This is a genomic window from Microvirga lenta, assembly GCF_020532555.1.
Lineage (GTDB): Bacteria > Pseudomonadota > Alphaproteobacteria > Rhizobiales > Beijerinckiaceae > Microvirga > Microvirga lenta.
Map to the genome: position 1 here is coordinate 1 of NZ_JAJBBR010000010.1, position 17,482 is coordinate 17,482.

17 protein-coding genes are annotated in these 17,482 nt (G+C 63.3%); 10 read left to right on the top strand and 7 right to left on the bottom strand.

From position 1 onward, the window contains the following. Positions 1-200: hypothetical protein (locus LGR44_RS15990; protein ID WP_404809934.1), on the top strand; the 200-nt coding region annotated here is incomplete at its 5' end. A gap of 448 nt (positions 201-648) precedes the next feature. Next, positions 649-1,329, top strand: coding sequence for a Crp/Fnr family transcriptional regulator (locus LGR44_RS15995; RefSeq protein WP_226741712.1), 681 nt, complete (start codon positions 649-651; stop codon positions 1,327-1,329). A 104-nt stretch (positions 1,330-1,433) separates the two neighbouring features. Here the strand turns inward: LGR44_RS15995 and LGR44_RS16000 are convergent, their stop codons facing one another. The 3 genes from LGR44_RS16000 to LGR44_RS16010 all read right to left on the bottom strand — a co-directional run bounded on the left by LGR44_RS16000 (position 1,434) and on the right by LGR44_RS16010 (position 3,413). Next, positions 1,434-1,940, bottom strand: coding sequence for a PRC-barrel domain-containing protein (locus LGR44_RS16000; RefSeq protein ID WP_226741713.1), 507 nt, complete (start codon positions 1,938-1,940; stop codon positions 1,434-1,436). 63 nt (positions 1,941-2,003) lie between these two features. After that, entirely contained in the window at positions 2,004-2,471 is a 468-nt protein-coding gene (locus LGR44_RS16005) for a PRC-barrel domain-containing protein (protein WP_226741714.1), read from the bottom strand. 222 nt (positions 2,472-2,693) lie between these two features. Continuing rightward, positions 2,694-3,413 (bottom strand): phosphatase PAP2 family protein, encoded by a 720-nt coding sequence (locus LGR44_RS16010; protein ID WP_226741715.1) that lies wholly within the window; start codon positions 3,411-3,413, stop codon positions 2,694-2,696. Between the two features lie 235 nt (positions 3,414-3,648). Between LGR44_RS16010 and LGR44_RS16015 the strand changes: the two genes are divergently transcribed. From LGR44_RS16015 to LGR44_RS16035, 5 genes are all read left to right on the top strand, one after another. After that, on the top strand, positions 3,649-6,555 hold the full coding sequence (locus tag LGR44_RS16015; RefSeq protein WP_226741716.1) for a molybdopterin oxidoreductase family protein: 2,907 nt from the start codon (positions 3,649-3,651) through the stop codon (positions 6,553-6,555). A 12-nt stretch (positions 6,556-6,567) separates the two neighbouring features. Next, positions 6,568-7,059, top strand: coding sequence for an HPP family protein (locus tag LGR44_RS16020; protein ID WP_226741717.1), 492 nt, complete (start codon positions 6,568-6,570; stop codon positions 7,057-7,059). Positions 7,060-7,295: 236 nt separating this feature from the next. Then, the gene (locus tag LGR44_RS16025) at positions 7,296-7,868 is read left to right on the top strand and encodes a PadR family transcriptional regulator (RefSeq protein ID WP_226741718.1); all 573 of its coding nucleotides are present in this window, start codon (positions 7,296-7,298) and stop codon (positions 7,866-7,868) included. 10 nt (positions 7,869-7,878) lie between these two features. Further along, complete coding sequence (locus LGR44_RS16030; protein ID WP_226741719.1) at positions 7,879-8,997, top strand: efflux RND transporter periplasmic adaptor subunit; 1,119 nt, start codon at positions 7,879-7,881, stop codon at positions 8,995-8,997. Position 8,998: 1 nt separating this feature from the next. After that, positions 8,999-12,133, top strand: coding sequence for an efflux RND transporter permease subunit (locus LGR44_RS16035; RefSeq protein WP_226741720.1), 3,135 nt, complete (start codon positions 8,999-9,001; stop codon positions 12,131-12,133). 109 nt (positions 12,134-12,242) lie between these two features. Here the strand turns inward: LGR44_RS16035 and LGR44_RS16040 are convergent, their stop codons facing one another. Further along, a complete protein-coding gene (locus LGR44_RS16040) occupies positions 12,243-12,731 on the bottom strand; it encodes a DUF411 domain-containing protein (protein WP_264196571.1) in 489 nt (162 codons plus the stop codon). Positions 12,732-13,421: 690 nt separating this feature from the next. Between LGR44_RS16040 and LGR44_RS16045 the strand changes: the two genes are divergently transcribed. Next, entirely contained in the window at positions 13,422-14,099 is a 678-nt protein-coding gene (locus LGR44_RS16045; RefSeq protein ID WP_226741721.1) for a DUF1236 domain-containing protein, read from the top strand. Between the two features lie 193 nt (positions 14,100-14,292). After that, complete coding sequence (locus LGR44_RS21975; RefSeq protein ID WP_319004862.1) at positions 14,293-15,021, top strand: PRC-barrel domain-containing protein; 729 nt, start codon at positions 14,293-14,295, stop codon at positions 15,019-15,021. 124 nt (positions 15,022-15,145) lie between these two features. Here LGR44_RS21975 and LGR44_RS16055 read toward each other — a convergent pair whose 3' ends face one another. Both LGR44_RS16055 and LGR44_RS16060 read right to left on the bottom strand, forming a co-directional pair. Continuing rightward, positions 15,146-15,529 (bottom strand): hypothetical protein, encoded by a 384-nt coding sequence (locus LGR44_RS16055; protein WP_226741722.1) that lies wholly within the window; start codon positions 15,527-15,529, stop codon positions 15,146-15,148. A 20-nt stretch (positions 15,530-15,549) separates the two neighbouring features. After that, positions 15,550-15,876, bottom strand: coding sequence for a hypothetical protein (locus tag LGR44_RS16060; RefSeq protein ID WP_226741723.1), 327 nt, complete (start codon positions 15,874-15,876; stop codon positions 15,550-15,552). A gap of 453 nt (positions 15,877-16,329) precedes the next feature. Here LGR44_RS16060 and LGR44_RS16065 point away from each other — a divergent pair, with 453 nt between their 5' ends. Next, positions 16,330-16,614: a hypothetical protein gene (locus tag LGR44_RS16065; RefSeq protein ID WP_226741724.1), complete on the top strand. Its 285-nt coding sequence runs from the start codon at positions 16,330-16,332 to the stop codon at positions 16,612-16,614. A gap of 36 nt (positions 16,615-16,650) precedes the next feature. Here LGR44_RS16065 and LGR44_RS16070 read toward each other — a convergent pair whose 3' ends face one another. After that, positions 16,651-17,475 (bottom strand): siderophore-interacting protein, encoded by an 825-nt coding sequence (locus LGR44_RS16070; RefSeq protein ID WP_226741725.1) that lies wholly within the window; start codon positions 17,473-17,475, stop codon positions 16,651-16,653. Between the last annotated feature and the right edge of the window lie 7 nt (positions 17,476-17,482).

Below are 17,482 nucleotides of genomic sequence, written 5' to 3' on the forward strand. Positions count from 1 at the left end.
TGGAGTCGGGCGGCTTTCTCGGGATCGGGGCGGACCGTGTGGCGTTTCCGCTGGAGCGGTTCTGGCTTCGGGGCGATCAGCTGTTCATCCGCGGAGTGACGGAGCAGGACATCGAGGCGATGGACGACTATCGCGATCAGCTCGACAGCTTCCAGCGTCTGCCGCGCAACCAGCAGGCCGAGCTGCGGGTCTGGGAGTAATCCCACACCTCGCCCCACACCAAAACAACGAGCCGGCGGAGAAATCCGCCGGCTCCAGCAGCCTCAGGGGATGGTACACGCAACGACGTGAGGTCGCGTCATCACAGATGAGGGCTGCACGCATCCGCCGGAACTGAAACGTCCTATTCGACTCCGCGAACGACTGATGATTCTTAGCCAGAGGAACATCACGCACCCGGAGTGAGGGATGAACGAAGGCGGCAAGTTCTGAGCCTACACTTGCAAAATTGTTGATGGGCTCATCCTCTGGCGTGCCGAAGCCATGACTTCACAGGAGCTATGTACTCGCTGTTTTGAGAGCATCCAGGATCGTTGACGCCACAGAAGGCCAAGGATGGGTGAGGTGATCGGCATGAGCTTTGAACGAACACCCGTTGAGCCGAAGCTACTCCTCGATGGGCGACCTCGGAACAGACTGCTCGCAGCGTTGCCACCCTCCGAGCTGGAATACATCCTCACGGAACTGGAACTCGCCGTCATTCCTCGCGGATCCATCCTGCAGGACTACTATAAGAAGCAGGATCACGTCTTCTTCATCGAGAGTGGCTTGGTCTCGCTGCAGGCCAAAACCAACAGCGACGATCCCGTCGAAGTCGGGGTTCTGGGCCGAATGGGCATGGTCGGGGCACCGGTCGTTCTCGGTACTCTTGATGCTCCCCTGCGTGCCGTCATGCTGATCCCGGGCGAAGCGCTCATGATCAGCGCCGCCAGCCTTCGAGCTGCCATGGCCCGCACGCCGGTACTGCACGATCTCCTCTTGGGCTATACCCAGGCGATCACCGTGCAGAATTCCCAACTCGTGCTGTGCAGTTCACGCCATGAGACGGAGCAGCGCCTTGCACGATGGCTCCTGCTGGCTCACGACTGGCTCAAGTGCGATCTCATTCCCGTAACGCACGAAACGCTCAGCAACAGCCTGACCGTCCGCAGGCCCAGCGTCACGGTCGCCATCAGCAATCTCAAGGAGGCCGGCGCCATTCACACCGACCGCGGGTGCATCACTATCGCGAGCCGGCCGAGGCTGGAGCGCCTCGCCTGCGGCTGTTATCGCGTGATCAGGTACGAGTATGCCCGCCTGCTCGAGAAGACCCTGATCGTCCCCGGTTGAAGACGAGGTCGCGGCTTGCCGAGCGAGCGCCGATATCGCGGATCTCGCCTCGATCCCCGCGATACCCGGACCCGGCCTACTCGGTCCCTGGACGGTTTTACACGTCAGCCGTTGAACGACGGCATCGCCTTGAGCTGCTCGGCCGACATCGGAAGGATGATCCGATCGGGATAGACGACCGGGCTGATCCGGTTGCTCATGCGGGTGTCGACTCCCGCCTCGGTGCTGGGAGCTAGGCCCCCGACAGTGCCGGTCGTTGCCGTGGTCCCCGGATCGATCCGGAAGGCATGGACCGGAACACGGACCTTGCGTTCACCGAAACCGAGAGTGCCGCCAACCTCGAGGACGAACTCGGACATTCGGCCGTCGGGCCCAAACAGCACGTCGGCAATCTCGCCGATCACCTGATCGTCCGCGCCATGGACCTCCCGTCCGACGAAATCCGAGGGGCGCAGGGTTCCCGGCGTATATGGCCCGAGATACCGCTCCAGCTCGAACGTCGCGCTGCCCGGAGGCACCGGAGCTCCTGCCGTGCCACCGGCCTGCGCATGGGCGGGGGCCGTCAATATGATCGAAACGCCTAGACTCACGAAGTGCAGAAATGTCCGCATGAATTCCTCCTTGAACGATCCCGCAGGTCGGCCGGGGATCGGGTTAATCGGGCAGGGGCTTTGCTAGAGCTGAGGTATGTTGACGATGTCGGAATCCACGAGTTCGCGGTATTCATGGTCCCTGACGTCCCAGTCCGGAACAGCCTCCAGCTCAGGCCCGGTCACATCCCGCACAACCAGACGGCCCTGTTGATAGAAGACCTGGTCCAGGCGGATAGGGACTTCCTTCTCGGCAACACCAAGGAATCCGCCCCTATCGAGAACGATGAAGCGGCGTCCGTCGGTGGACTTGAAGACGAGACGCTTCACTTCACCGAGCTTTTCTCCTCGTGCATTATAGACACCGCTTCCTTCGAGTTCTCCGGCCCGCATGGTTCGGAACGGAAGTGCGGCCGTGCTCGCCGGGTCCGACGTGCCCTGGTTCACCTGGGTCTGAGGAGAAACGCGCTGAGGCGTGGCATTCTGCGCCATGGCAGCAAGCGGTGCCGACAGAAGCAGGCCCAGCAGCACCTTACGGTGTATCTTTTGCATCGATCGAGATCCCTCGTGGAGCATCGAAGTGTTCAGCGAGCGTCATTCCCATGAACAACAGAGGGATACGAGCAGCGTTCCTCATGGGTGGTGGCCGTGCGGCAAATTCCGTACGGTGGCGGACAAAACAGAGGCTCCGCAAGCGGCCTGCCGGCTGGGCCGCGGCGCATCCCGAAGGCGAGGGGCGCCCGCTTCGCAGGGGCAGCGAAGGCTTCGCATCCCCTAAACCGCCTCACGCTCGACCTTGCCCTCCGCCTGCAGCCACAAAGTGACGACCCAGCACAGCAACGCCCAGGCAGCGCCGACGGCCCAGCCTGCCAATACATCGGTCGGCCAGTGAACGCCGAGATAGACCCGGCTGATGCCGACCAGGATCGTCAGGAGCACGGCAGATACAAGAATGTACGCCTTCGCGCGCTTGGGCGACTGGACCCGTGCAAGCAGCGCGCCCAAGGTCAGGTAGACCACGGCCGCCATCATGGAGTGACCGCTTGGGAAGCTGGCCGTGTAGACATAGGAACCGTGGGAGACAAGATCGGGCCTGGGGCGGTCGAAGCCCATCTTGATCAGGGTGCTCAGCAGGATTCCGCCAGCGACCGAAAGCAGAACTGCAAGAGCGGCACGCCATTTGTCGGTCAGGAAAAGGTAACCCACCGCGCCTACCGTGAGCAGCGTCAGGACGCCGACCCCGCCCAGCGCCGTGAAGTCGCGCATCATCTCCTCCAGCCAGGCAGGGCCTAGCGGCTCTGCCGGGTCGGCTTCACTGCGAAGGGCGAGAAGGAGCCTCCGGTCGATGGCGTGGGTGCTGCCCTCCACAACCTCGTCCGCCAGTTCGACGAAGGCCCAGATAGCGCCTGCCGCAGCGAGGCTCGCCAGCAGGATGGGCCACTCGGCCCGACCGATCTGCCGGGCAAGGGCTCCCATCCGGGATCCACCGGCCATGTCCATGGGCTGTTGTTGCAGGCGCGGCTTCAATTTCCATCCGTTCGGTTGTTCTGAGTGGCTTCGCCCAATCAACGCGCCGTGCCGAAAAGAGGTTGAACAGCATCGGCACCTCGATGGTCCACTACCGTACCAAAACTTTGCGGTGGAAGCACAGGCACTCGCGAGGAGGAGCAGGAACAATGCACCTCCGGACAAGTTGGCGACCGTTGTATCTCGATCAGCAGAGAGTGCCATGCGTCAGGGACGGGGCCGATTTGGGGAGGCGGGCAGGGCGATCCGCCAGAGCCGGGACAGCATTGCAGGCATCTGGGGGGAGCGCACTGGCTTCCATGGCGAGGACCAGTGGCCTGCCCGCGTCGACGAGGCTTTGATCGAGGAGCCCGAGCGCTGGGTTCAATCGGCCTGTGTCCTGTGCTCCAACGGCTGCGCTCTCGACATCGGCGTCAAGGACGGGCGCATCGTCGGGGTGCGCGGCCGCGAGGTCGATCGGGTCAATCGAGGACGACTCGGTCCCAAGGGCCTGCATGGCTGGCGCGCCAACAACAGCCCGGATCGTCTGACCCGACCCCTTATCCGCTCCGGCACGGGCTTTCGCGAGGCGAGCTGGGACGAGGCGATGGACCTCATCGTCTCCAGGTCGCAGGAGCTGATCCGCGACTATACGGGCTCCTCGATCGGCTTCTACACCACGGGTCAGCTGATGCTGGAGGAGTACTACACCCTCAGCGTCATCGGCAAAGCCGGCATCGGTACGCCGCATATGGACGGCAATACCCGCCTCTGCACTGCGACTGCCGCTGCGGCGCTGAAGGAAACCTTCGGTTCCGACGGGCAGCCCGGCAGCTACTCCGACATCGATACGACGGACTGCATCCTTCACGTCGGTCACAACATCGCCGAGACCGATACCGTTCTCTGGATGAAGGTGCTCGACCGCCGTCGCGAGCCGAACCCGCCCAAGCTCATCGCAATCGACACGCGCGAGACACCGACGGCCAAGGAAGCAGATATCCATCTCTCTCCGAAACCCGGCACGAACGTGCCTGTCCTCAACGGACTTCTGAACCTCATCATCGAGGGGGGCGGAGTGGATCGAGCCTTCGTCGAGGCGCACACGATCGGCTTCGACAAGTTGAAGGAGACCGTTTCCAAATACACGCCAGAACGCGTGGAGGAGCTCTCAGGCGTGCCCGCTGAGAGGCTTCGGGAGGCCGGGCGTATGCTCACGGAAGCCAAGAGCCTCGTATCCACCGTGCTCCAGGGCGTCTACCAGTCGATGCAGGCCACTGCGGCGGCCGTGCAGGTCAACAACATCAACCTGATCCGCGGCTTCATCGGAAAGCAGGGCTGTGGTCTGCTGCAGATGAATGGCCAACCGACCGCCCAGAATACCCGCGAATGCGGAGCCGACGGCGACCTGCCTGCTTTCCGCAACTGGGATAACCCGGAGCACATCAAGGAGCTGGCGGAGCTGTGGAACGTCGAGATGGACAAGATCCCGCATTGGGCTCCTCCGACCCATGCGCTCGAAATCTTCAACTATGCGGAGAAAGGCTCGATCCGCATGCTGTGGATCCAGGCCACCAATCCGGCGGTCTCGCTGCCTGACCTCGGTCGGGTACGCTCCATCCTGAAGAACCCGAACCTGTTCGTGGTGGTGCAGGACATGTTCCCGACAGAGACGACGGAACTGGCGGACGTGGTCCTGCCGGCTGCGGGCTGGGGCGAGAAGACCGGCACCTTCACCAATGTCGACCGCACGGTGCATATCACCCACAAGGCGGTCGAACCGCCGGGCGAGGCCAAGTCCGACCTGGATATCTTCCTGGATTATGCGCGCCGCATGGACTTCCGCGACAAGGATGGGCGGCCGCTGATCAAATGGCACGATCCGGAGAGCACGTTCGAGGCGTGGAAGGCCTGCACCCGGGGGCGGCCCTGCGACTACACGGGGCTGTCCTACGCCAAGCTCACGGGAGGCTCAGGAATTCCCTGGCCCTGCAACGAGCAGCAGCCGGAGGGCACCAAACGGCTCTACGAGGACCATCATTTCCCTACGGAGCCCGAGTATTGCGAAAGCTTCGGGCATGACCTCGTCACCGGCGGCGTGGTCACGCCGACCGAATACAAAGCCCTCAATCCGAGCGGAAAGGCTCTCCTGAAGGCAGCCGAGTACCACGCTCCCCACGAGGAGCCCGACGACGCATATCCGTTCTGGCTCTCGACAGGCCGGCTCGTCTACCATTTCCACACCCGCACGAAGACGGGACGCTCCGAGGAACTCCACAATGCCGCGCCCGATACCTTCATCGAGATGAACGTTGCGGACGTGCTCGGAAACGGCTTGAGGGAGGGCGATTGGGTCAGCGTGTCCTCCCGGCGGGGAAAGGTCGAGGCCCGTATCAGGATCGGCGACATCGAGCCGGGGAGAGTCTTCATTCCGTTCCACTACGGCTACTGGGACGACCCGGAGCGGATGCGCGCGGCGAACGAGCTGACCCTGTTCGAATGGGACGCTGTAAGCAAGCAGCCGCACTTCAAGTATGCGGCGGTATCCATCAGCAAAATCGACGAGCCGCAAACGGATCAGCCCGACAAGGCGCCTACCGTTGCGTCCGAGGTGGTCGACCGCCTCCAGCACATGGCGGATGCGGCCATGAAGGTGGTCAAGCCCGAGCACCGGCACGTCCGTGAGTATCTCGGCCTGCTGGAAGGCAGCGAGCGGGCGCTGGCAGACGCGCTGGAAAAGGTTGCCGAGACGCATGCGCGCGAGCCGGACATTCGGAACGAATGCCACCTTCTGGCGCACTGGTCCCGCAAGGAGCTCGACGAATTGCGTTCTCTCATCGAGCGCTACGGAGAGGAGAGGGTGGCCGAGACGGACCGCCTCGGAAATGCCCTGAAGCCGCAGCAGAAGGCGACCGGTTTCGGCCTGGTTCGCGACCTGCACGATTGCTGGCTTCTCGCCAACGAATCGCATGTATCGCTCGTCATCCTCGCCCAAGCCGCAAGCGGGCTGCGCGATGAGCAGATGAAGGGCCTCATCAAGCGGATCGATGAGCAGAACCACCGACAGCGCACCTGGTTGATGACGCGGATCAAGCGGGCTTCGCCTCAGGCTCTTACGGTTCCCTCGTAAGGATGAGAGCCCGTGAAGAGCATTCCCGAGTGGATTTGGGCGCCGCTGTCGGCGATGCTGCTGACAGCTGTCGTCGGCGCGACGGGATACTGGGCCGGCCTGCCGTGGCTGTTCCCGAGCCTTGGGCCGACCATTTTTCTGCAGGTGCATAAGCCGGGGCAGAGTTCCGCAAAGCTCTACAATGTCGTCGTAGGGCATGCGGCCGGCATCGTGGCCGCAATCACCGGCGTCCTCATCCTGGGGGCAGGGAGCGCTCCGCCCGTGTTGTCGTCGAACGAGCTGAGCTGGCCCCGGATCTGGGCGTCGGTGATCGCGATGGGGGCGACGCTCCTGATTCAGGTTCCGCTCAAAGCCTCCCATCCGCCTGCTGCTGCGACCGCGCTGCTGGTTTCGCTGGGCGGATTCTCCCTGGCGTGGCGCGACATGGGTGTGCTGACCGCCGGTATCCTGATTGTCGCCCTGCTTGGAGAGGGATTGCGGCGGTTGCGGACTGCCGGTGACTGAACCTCCCTGCCTTGGAAGTCCGCCCGAAGCGAGATCCGAGCACCGGTGAAGAGGCCCTGACTCGGCACGAGCCTCGGACGCGGTGAGGGGAGGCCCGGCTACGAGCTCTGCTCACAGCCAAGGTTGTCGTTCGAATTGCCGTGCCTTCGCGCGTCACCCCTCGTTATAGGGCCTTGGGACTATTGACGCTGCATGCTGGCGCGCCTACATCATACTCCAATATGGAGTATTCCGCTTTGGACACAAAAACCCTTTGCCTTGCCGTCCTGTCCATGGGGGACGCCTCCGGCTACGAGATCAGAAAGCGTGTCGAGGAGGTCTTCGCCCGCTTCATGGACGTCGCTCCGAGCGGGATCTACGCCGCTCTGAAGCTGCTCGATCAGGAGGGCCTCGTCTCGGCGACGGTCGTGCCGCAGGAAGGCAAGCCGAACAAGACCGTCTACACCTTGCTCGACAGAGGTCGCGAGGCTCTGGCTGCGTCGCTCCGGGCCTCGGAGGGACGGCACAGAATCCGCTCCGAGTTGGTGACGCTGCTGATGTTCGCCGATCTGCTTCCTCCTGAGAAGCTGCGAGACGTCCTCGCCAATCGGGTGGCGGAACTGGAGCAGATCAAGGCCGAGATGGAAGCATCCACCAACACCTGCCGCCCGGGGCACCGGTTCCTGGTTCGCATGGGGAGGGTCCTGGCCGAGGCGGAACTCTCATTCCTGCGCGAGAGCGTTCCGGAACTCTTGGCCGAGCTCGGCCGGAGCGAAAGCGACGTGGGTACATCCGCGGCCGGCGAACTCGTCGGACATGACCAGCACTAGGGGCATTACCTTGAAGAAAAACTTTGCTGTCGTGCTTACCGTGGCCGCCGTCGTTGCGGCGGGAGCCGGGGGGGCGCGCTACCTGAAGAACGATACGGCCCAGGCGGTGGCTCCGACTACGGCTCCCGGGCCCACGGTGGTCGAACTCGCAGCGAGCGAGATCTCCGAAGTGCGTAAGACGGACCTTCGGTTCAACGTCCCGCTCGCCGGTACCCTGCGCCCTGTGGATCAGACGACGCTCAAGTCGGAGGTTGCGGCGAAGGTGTCGGAGGTCCTGGTTCAGGAGGGCCAGCCTGTAAAGAAGGGTGACGTCCTCGTGCGTCTCGATACCGAGGATCTCGAAACCAGGCTGAACGAGCGCGTGGCCAACCTCGAATCCGCGAAGGCACAGCTTGTGCTGGCGGAGAAGAACCGCTCGATGAAGCTCAGCCTTCAGCAGAAAGGTTATGCGGCCCAGGCCTCCGTGAACGAGGTCGAGAGCTCGTACCGGGCTGCCCAGGCGAGCGTTCGCGCACAGCAGGCGCAGGTCGACCTCGCCCGGAAGGCGCTCGAGGAGGCCGTCGTAAAGGCTCCGATGGACGGGTTCGTGTCCGAGCGTGCCGTCAATCCGGGCGACAAGGTTCCCGTGGACGGCAAGCTGCTGACGCTGATCGACCTGGCGAAGCTCGAGATCGAGGCGCCGGTGCCGACGAACGAGATTGCACTCGTGGCGGTGGGACAGAAGGCGAGCTTCCGCGTGCCTGGCATCGAAGGTCGAGAGTTCTCCGGCCGAGTCGAACGGATCAATCCGACGACGAAAGCCGGCTCCCGCTCGATCCCGGTCTATATCCGGGTCGAAAACGGCGACCAGGTTCTGCGCGGCGGCATGTTCGCCTCGGGCGACATCGTTGTCCGGGAGGTAAAGGAGGTCGTCGCAGTCCCGCCGGAAGCGGTGCGCGGCGACGCCGACCGTAAATACGTGCTCAAGCTCGACGGCGGCAAGATCGCCCGGCAGTCGGTCGAGGTGTCGGAGGACGCCACGGCCACCCTGGTCGCCGTGAAGTCGGGCCTGTCGGAGGGCGACACTGTTGTGAGCGCCCCGTCCATCATTCTCGAACCGGGTACTCCGGTCCGCATCGGCGGAAAGTAAGATGTTTCTCACCCGTATCAGCATCAACAACCCGGTCTTCGCCACCATGATGATGGTGGCGATTCTCGTGGTCGGGCTGTTCTCCTATCAGCGTCTCGGCGTCGATCAGTTTCCCGACGTCGACATCCCCACGGTCGTCGTGACGGCCTCCTATCCGGGGGCCTCCCCGGAGGCGGTGGAGAGCGACGTCACCCGCAAGATCGAGGATGCCGTCAACACGATCAGCGGTCTCGACACGCTCACCTCGCGTTCCGTCGAGGGGCGCTCCATCGTGATTGCGCAGTTCACCCTCGACACGCCTGCGGCGACCGCCGTGCAGGACGTGCGCGAAAAAGTGGCCGGCATTCGCGGTCAGCTCCGCGATGAGGTGGACGACCCGACCGTCACCCGCTTCGACCCCGACAGCGCGCCGATCGTATCGGTGGCGGTGGAGTCGCCTTCGCGTTCGTTGCGCGAGCTGACGACGCTGGCCGACGAGGTCGTGCTCAAGCGGATTCAGACGGTGCGCGGCGTGGGCAGCGCCGCCATCGTCGGCGGCGTGAAGCGCCAGGTCGAGATCCGGCTCAAGCCGGACCGGATGCAGGCGCTCGCCATCGGCGTCGATCAGGTCGTGGCGACGATCCGCTCCGAAAACCAGGACCTGCCGGCGGGCAACGTCACCCGCGGGCGCGAGGACAAGGTCGTCCAGATCGAGGGAACCGTGAAGGAGCCGCGCGAGATCGGCAATTTCATCGTGGCCCAACGCGGAGGCTCTCCGGTCCGCCTGTCCGAGGTGGCCGACGTCATCGACGGCCAGGAGGAGAAGACAAGCCTCGCCCTCTACAACGGCAAGCCGGCTCTGGCGGTGGATGTGGTGAAGGTGCAGGGCGCCAACACGATCGAGGTCGCCGACGGCGTGTTCAAGGCGGTGAACGAGCTCAAGGCCTCCCTGCCGTCGGACGTCGAGCTGTCCATCGTGAAGGACACGTCCAAGGGTATCCGCAGCTCGGTCGCGAACGTGCGCAGCACGATGCTCGAGGGCGCAGCCCTGACTATCGCCATCGTGTTCCTGTTCCTGCACTCGTGGCGCTCGACCGTGATCACGGGGCTCACGCTGCCGATCTCGGTGATCGGCACGTTTGCGGCGCTCGCCTTCATGGGCTTTACCCTGAACACGATGACCCTGATGGCCCTTTCGCTTGCCATCGGCATTCTGATCGACGACGCCATCGTGGTGCGTGAGAACATCGCCCGCCACCTCGAAATGGGGGCAGGCCACTTCGAGGCCGCCCTCAAGGGTACCCAGGAGATCGGTCTGGCCGTGGTGGCGACCACGCTCGCCATCGTGGCCGTGTTCGCCCCCGTGGCCTTCATGGGCGGCATCATCGGCAAGTTCTTTTTTCAGTTCGGCATCACCGTCTCTGTGGCGGTGCTGATTTCGCTGTTCGTCTCGTTCACGCTCGATCCGATGCTCTCGAGCGTGTGGCACGACCCGTCCATCGGCCGGAAGCCCCGCGGCGTGTTCGGCTGGGTCGCGAGCCTGTCGGACAAGCTGACGGCGGGGATCCTGGCCATCTATCGGCCGCTGATGCGCTTCAGCCTGCGGCGCCGCTGGGTCGTGATGGTGGCCGCCCTAGGTATCTTCGTGGGCAGTTTCGCCCTCGTGCCCATGATCGGCGTTGAGTTCGTCCCGACGGCCGATATGGGCGAGATGACCGTGAAGGTGACCGCGCCGGTAGGCTCCTCCCTTGAATATACGGAGACGAAGGCCCGTCAGGCGGAGGCCGCCATCAAGGACTTCCCGGAGGTGGACTTCACCTACACGACGATCAACAGCGGTCAGGCGGCCGGCAAGAACGAGGCGAGCGTGGCGATCACGCTCAAACCCATCGAGGAGCGGACGCGCTCGGCAACGGAGCTGGTGGACCTGATGCGCGAGCGCCTCAAGGCGATTCCCGGTATCGATCTGGCCGTGAGCCTGCCGGGCGTCGGCGACGGTAAGCCGGTTCAGATCAGCGTCCAGGGACCGAACCTCGACGAACTGGCCCGGATCGCAAACGAGACGGCGGCCATCATGGCAAAGGTGCCGGGCGTGGTCGACATGGAGTCGAGCCTGAAGGCGGCCCGCCCCACGATCGCAGTCAGCCTTGATCGCGAGCTGGCGAGCGATCTCGGGGTGAGCCTGCAGCAGGTTTCCGACACGCTCAGGCCATTGCTGTCCGGCGAGGATGCAAGCAGCTTCCGCGCGCCGAACGGCGAGAACTACGATGTCAACGTGCGCCTGCCCGAGACGGGGCGCGAGTCCCGTGAGGACCTGTCGCGGCTCTATCTCGCCAGCAGGCTGTCGAACGAGGACGGCACGCCGCGCATGGTCGCGCTGCGGGAGGTGGCGAAGCTGGAGCCTGGCGTCGGCCCGTCCCAGATCAATCGGCGCGATCTCGCGCGGGAGGTGCAGATCACGGCCAATGTCAGCGGCAGGGCCGCGGGCGACGTCACGAGCGAGATCAAGGCCGCGCTCAAGGAGGTGAAGCTGCCGGCGGGCTATCAGTACGTGTCCGGCGGATCGGCGAAGAACATCGAGGAGACTTCCGGTTACGCGGGGTCGGCGCTGCTTCTGGCCGTGATCTTCATCTACATCATTCTGGCGTCGCAGTTCGGCAGCTTCCTGCAGCCGCTTGCCATCATGGCATCGCTTCCGCTGTCGCTGGTCGGCGTGTTCCTCGGTCTGCTGGCCTGGGGATCGACCCTCAACATGATGTCCGCGATCGGCTTCATCATGCTGATGGGCCTCGTGGTGAAGAACGCGATCCTGCTGGTGGACTTCGTCAACCAAGCCCGCAAGGGCGGCATGGAACGCTCAGCCGCAATCATGCAGGCTACCGAGGTGCGCCTGCGGCCCATCCTGATGACGACGCTCGCCATGATCTTCGGCATGCTGCCGATGGCCTTGGGGCTGGGCGAGGGCGGGGCGCAGCGCGCCGGCATGGCGCATGCCGTGATCGGAGGCCTGATCAGCTCGACGGTTCTCACGCTGGTGGTGGTGCCGGTGGTGCTCACCCTGCTCGAGGACATGGCATGCAAGCTCGGCTTCGGACGAAAATCTGATGTCGCGCCTGTCACGGAGGATGCCGGTCCGGCGCTGTTGGCGGCGGAGTAGCGGAGGCTGGCGCCGTCCGGAATCGACATGGAAAGGGTGCGCAAGAGCGCACCCTTTCGCCTTTAGAGGAATGCAACGCCGGGAAATCGAAAAGACGCTGCGAATCTCGTCAGACCTGTCGGGTCCCACGGTAACGGGCAAAGGTCCTTTGTCCTTCAGCCCCGAACAGAACAACGTCGTAGGTGTCGTTCTCGACGCCATCGACTTCCATTCCCGGTGATCCGACGGGCATGCCGGGAACCGCGAGACCCTTGGCATGAGGCTTCTCGGCAAGGAGGCGCTTGATCGCGTCCGCGGGAACATGCCCCTCGATGACGTAGCCGCCGACCTCGGCCGTATGGCAGGAGGCGAGAGATTGGGGCACGCCGAGGCGGACCTTGAGGCGGTTCACCTCGGGTGACTCGACCACCTCCACCGGGAAACCTGCGGCGCGGACGTGGTCGACCCAAGCGCCACAGCAGCCACAGTTGGGATCCTTGGTGACCACCAGCTTCGGCTGGGATTCTGTTGCCGCCGCGGCGACGGCGGACATGGCGATAGGGGTGGCGGCAAGGCCGACGAGAAGCGCTCGCCGGTTGATCGTCGGATTGCTTTTCATGATGTGAGCCTCACTGCTTGGCGTTCTCCTACGCCTTCATGATGTCCCGGGCGAGTTGGCGGATCTTCATGCCCTTGCCAATGGCCGCAGTAACCTTGGTTATATGCGGCCTGGTGAATGGCGATTGCACTGCACACGACATCGCGAACCATGTTGCTTGTATAGGCCATCGCCGTGTCGCAGTATCCCGGATCGTTGCATCGATTTCGAATTAGAGCCCATGAACTTGGGTTTTCAGGAGCCGCGACTCAATAGGGCTTCTTGTCCACCCGGGATTGGCAGCAGTCACGTGCTTCGCTCGCAGGATCGGACGATCTCGGTTCAGAGGCAGCCTGGAGGATCCCCCTGATGCCAGCGGTTGGAGTATCCGCATACATATCCTGGCCCCTTCGCATTTGCGGCCAAGCCTCGTCCGCATATTGGACACTATAGCGTTGGCTTTAATGTAATTATGCTCCAAAATCGGGAGGCGAGCCAATTCTGAACAGTTGTTCATTTGAACATGCCGAGTTCTCGCTTCTCCTCCGACCAGGTTTGCCCATCGATGGGGCTCAATAAGTCTTCATGCGAGGGTGGTCTCTTCATATCATTCCTGCGATCCTTCAGTATAAGGGAACATCATCCCTGAATTTGTCGTTGATCCCCCACTGATGCGGCTCCAGTACGCCGCTCATGTTTGGGAGGTTACATATGCGCATAGCATTTCTGACAACAGTCGCCGCTGCCGCTTTCTCACTGAGCCTTGCGGCCGTGGCTCAGACGAGCGGCGGTGCCTCGGGCGGTACTTCAGGCGGTGCATCGGGCGGTACGTCGGGCGGGACGACCGTTGCTCCCAGCACATCCGGCGGAGCTTCGGGTGGCGCTTCGGGCACGACGGGCGGCGGCACGGGTGGTGCGTCGGGAACCACCTCCGGCGGCGCTTCCGGCACCACGTCCGGCGGAACCTCTTCAGGCACATCGGGCGGCACGTCCGGCGGGGCCTCCGGAACGACCTCGGGCAGCGGCTCTGGCGGGGCGGCAAGCGGCACGTCGGGTGGAACCTCTGGCGGAGCCTCCGGCAGCACCTCCGGCACGGCGTCTGGAACCACGGGTGGTGGCAACACCAACGTCAACATCAACCTGTCGGGCGAGCAGCGCACCCGAGCCGTTGAGACGCTCCGCAGCGTGAATGTGAGGCCGGTGCAGCAGAACATCAGCATCTCGGTGGGGCAGACGGTCCCGACTACGGTAACCGAGCTGGTCGACTGCCCGACAACGCTCGAGAGCCTGATCACCGGCATCCGCGAGTGTAAGGTCGTGCTGGTCGGCGATAGGTACTACATCGTCGAGGGCAGCTCCCGCCGGGTCGTCACCGTGATCGAGCGGTAAACCTTCGGAAGAGACTGGTCCGCCTTGCGGACCTTCTTCACCCCGCGGTGCTCACGTGCCGCGGGGTTTCGCTGTCCCTGCGGGCTGAGAATGGCGCCGCTGATGAACCATCGCTTTCCGGCTGGGTTAGACAGCTAGGCCGCGCAGTCCGAGGAGACTGTCGGACCATCCAACTCTCAATGAGGAGGTGCATATGGCTGAGACATATCGAGGCGGCGCTTCGCGTCTGGGCTCCGGAACCGGAATGGGATCTCCAGCCTACGGGATGGACGATCAAAGAAGAGCGATCTCGCCGGATTACGATGAAGACCTGGAGGGTTACGACTACGACCAATGGGGTGATTACGACGAGCGCCAGAGGACCCGCACCGGCCTCGCCCTTGATGACGGTATCATCCTGCTCGGCATTCTTCTCGGGGGAACGGCAGGATACATGATCGCATCCTCAGTTCGCACGGATCAGGTCGGCAGCAAAGCCCGGAGACGGTTCGGGCGGTCGGGCGACAGCCAGTACTCGGGCCACCGGGACCAAAGGAGATCCTACGGTTCCGTCGAGCATGACGAAACGACGGATCTGATCGCGTCCAATAAGGTCGAAAGCACGGCGGTCTACAATCGCAGCGGCGAAAAGCTCGGTGAAGTGTACAACTTCATGGTCGGCAAGCGATCGGGCCAGGTTGCCTATGCCGTGATGAGCTTCGGCGGCTTCCTGGGGATCGGCCAGAAATATCATCCGCTTCCGTGGAACATGCTGACCTACGACACGAGCAAGAAGGGCTACGTGGTTGACGTCGACAAGGAGCAACTGATGGGAGCTCCGAGCTATGGAGCAGGCGAGGAGCCATTCTCTCAGCCGGATTACGGAAAGCACGTGCGGGACTATTGGGCCTCCCGCGGGTCACGATCGGCAGTGATCGGATAAATCATGCGATGAGGCCTGCCATTCCCGAGAGTGGCAGGGCTCACCGCTCTCTGCCCCACCTCAAGAGATGAAATCAACGGTCCGACAGCCGAACCTGCTCGTCGGCGTCGTGCCAGATGACGGTTTATGCCTTGGTGGAAGGCGAGGTGAATGTCATCGTGAAGATCTGTCCGGCGATCGCGCCGCCGAGTTCCGGCGTGACGTTCAGAGGTGTGCAGGCATCGAGAGATGCCAGGATCCGGCTCATGATGATCTTCCGCTCCTCCACGTCGCCGTTGAAGGTGGAGTAGGTGATGCGGGGCTTCCCGAGCACTTCGCCGTTACGCTTGAAGCTGAAGCGGATCGTGACCTGAAAATTCTGGGTATCCGGTGGTGGATTCCAGCAGGACCAGAGGGCCTCTCCCATTTCCCGGATGGTGTTGACCGGCGGCCCGACCGGGGCCTGCTGCGAGATGGCGGGTGTGATCCCCAAGACAGACAGTGCGAGACCGACAAGAAACCGTTTCATGATGCCCTCCGCGCGGGACCTTAGCAGCCGTCGGAAGCGAGTCCAGTGCGACCTTCGGGGCGCGCCGGCCTGTCCTGACCGCGGGCTGCCTTTTGCGGAGACTCCACGGATCGACCTCTAGAAAACGCCCGGTCTTCACTGCGGGTCTCGTGCAGGCGTATGTCTGAGAGGCGGATGGCTTCGTTGGCTGCCGCCAGTTCGACCCGCAGCCGCTCGATCTCGTCGGCAGCCTCGCCCAGCATCCGCGTCGCGTCGTCGTTCAGGCGGGTGAACCCGGTTGTCGACGGCAGGGCCATGTCCGCCGTGAATCGCAACCGTTCTACTATATCCTTGGTGTCGTTGCTCATGCCCTTTTAAATGGCACAGCTATGATGAAGGGAAAGTTTCTCAACTCGCCGACTGAAATAACACGTTATTGCGTAGCGCGTAAATTCATGTCGACGGCGAGCCGAGTGGCACCGACCCAGCATCAAGGCGCCTCGAAAGCGATGGCGAGGGCAGCAAGGGTCAGGAGCGCTGAAATAAGCCAGTGCCAGTGAAGGATCAGCAACCCGCCCTCCTTGCATTCGGGGTCACAAGGAGGAGGTTAGTCCATGCCGCGACAGGTGTGGTTGGACGATGGTCTTAGACCGTGGGCCTACCCGAAATGGGACAGGCTGCCGCGACCGGGCAGAGCGGCACTCGAGCCGTTCCGTAGATTTGTCTTGCATGTTCGAGCGCCGAACGGTTGTCTTGTCAAAGGCTTTGCATTACGGCACGAATTCACAAGAACTAAGATGATTTTCTCCAGGAGAACGAAGATGCGCCGCGCCGTCTCGACTGCAATTCTCGTGCTGGGACTCGCAGCACAGGCTCACGCGCAAACAGGACCTGCTCCCGCCGCTGACGCCGCGCCCGTATCCCGTGCGGAGATCCGCGAGTTGATCGAAGCCGCCCAGGCGACTGCCAAGGCCTCCCGCGAGAATGTCGACTATGCGCGCGTGATGCCGGATCTTCTTTACCAGATCCTGGCGAAGCTCGACAAAATCGAAGACAAGCTCGACAAGGTCGAGAATGCGGTGAAGGCCAATCAGCGCAAGCGCTGAGACGCAGAGCCGGACGTGCGACCCCACCGGGCCGCGCTAATCCACATAGCCGAAGGCGCCTTCCGAGGCGCCGCGCTTCCAATAGTTCAGCACGTACATCTGCTCGCGGTCGAGGCGATGCTGGGTGCGCATGTGGTTGCGGATCGAGCGCGCGACGGATCCTTCGGCGCCCGCCCATACGAAGACACGTGCGTCCGAGGGCCATGAGGCGGCTTTCACCGCATCCTGTAGGGCTGAGGTCGTGCCGGGATGGGCGCCGTTCGGGCAGAGCCATGTGACTTCCACACCTTCCGGGCGGGCAAGAGCCTGCATTTCCGTCTCGTCGGGGATTTCGATGAACACCTGGCCGCGCGCGGTTGGCGGCAGGTGCTCCATGATGAAGGCGAGGGCCGGCAGGGCGGTGTGGTCACCCGCGAACAGATACCAGTCGATATTCTGCGTGGTGGGACAGCCCGGCCCCCATATTCCCACGACATCGCCGGGTTGAGCACGGGCGGCCCATGCGGAGGCGACGCCGCGGTCCCCATGCATGACGAAATCCACATGCAGTTCCGCAGCCGCCTTGTCGAAGCGGCGTACGCTGTAGGTGCGCATCACGGGACGTCTTTCGATGGCCGGCCAGACGAGCCGTCCGTCGGACCCGATGGTCGGCCATTCCGGTTCGGCCAGATGCTTCGGCGGGATCAGGAGTTTGACATACGGGCCGAGCGCATTCGTCGGCACGTCAAAATCGGCGAGATCCTGTCCTCCGAGGACGATCCTGCGCATGCGGGGTGTCAGATCAATCGTCCGCACGACATGGAGTATGCAGAGTTGCAGCCTGGTCTCTTTCTGAGCGGGAGCCTTGGTTGCGTCCGACATGCGGGGA

Bases quoted from the DNA above. Each gene is read 5' to 3' on its own strand.
- LGR44_RS16015 (WP_226741716.1), top strand. From the start codon at position 3,649: ATGCGTCAGGGACGGGGCCGATTTGGGGAGGCGGGCAGGGCGATCCGC.
- LGR44_RS16065 (WP_226741724.1), top strand. From the start codon at position 16,330: ATGCGCCGCGCCGTCTCGACTGCAATTCTCGTGCTGGGACTCGCAGCA.
- LGR44_RS16060 (WP_226741723.1), bottom strand. From the start codon at position 15,876: ATGAGCAACGACACCAAGGATATAGTAGAACGGTTGCGATTCACGGCG.
- LGR44_RS16070 (WP_226741725.1), bottom strand. From the start codon at position 17,475: ATGTCGGACGCAACCAAGGCTCCCGCTCAGAAAGAGACCAGGCTGCAA.
- LGR44_RS21975 (WP_319004862.1), top strand. From the start codon at position 14,293: ATGGCTGAGACATATCGAGGCGGCGCTTCGCGTCTGGGCTCCGGAACC.
- LGR44_RS16005 (WP_226741714.1), bottom strand. From the start codon at position 2,471: ATGCAAAAGATACACCGTAAGGTGCTGCTGGGCCTGCTTCTGTCGGCA.
- LGR44_RS16000 (WP_226741713.1), bottom strand. From the start codon at position 1,940: ATGCGGACATTTCTGCACTTCGTGAGTCTAGGCGTTTCGATCATATTG.
- LGR44_RS16040 (WP_264196571.1), bottom strand. From the start codon at position 12,731: ATGAAAAGCAATCCGACGATCAACCGGCGAGCGCTTCTCGTCGGCCTT.
- LGR44_RS16045 (WP_226741721.1), top strand. From the start codon at position 13,422: ATGCGCATAGCATTTCTGACAACAGTCGCCGCTGCCGCTTTCTCACTG.
- LGR44_RS16010 (WP_226741715.1), bottom strand. From the start codon at position 3,413: ATGGCCGGTGGATCCCGGATGGGAGCCCTTGCCCGGCAGATCGGTCGG.
- LGR44_RS16035 (WP_226741720.1), top strand. From the start codon at position 8,999: ATGTTTCTCACCCGTATCAGCATCAACAACCCGGTCTTCGCCACCATG.
- LGR44_RS16055 (WP_226741722.1), bottom strand. From the start codon at position 15,529: ATGAAACGGTTTCTTGTCGGTCTCGCACTGTCTGTCTTGGGGATCACA.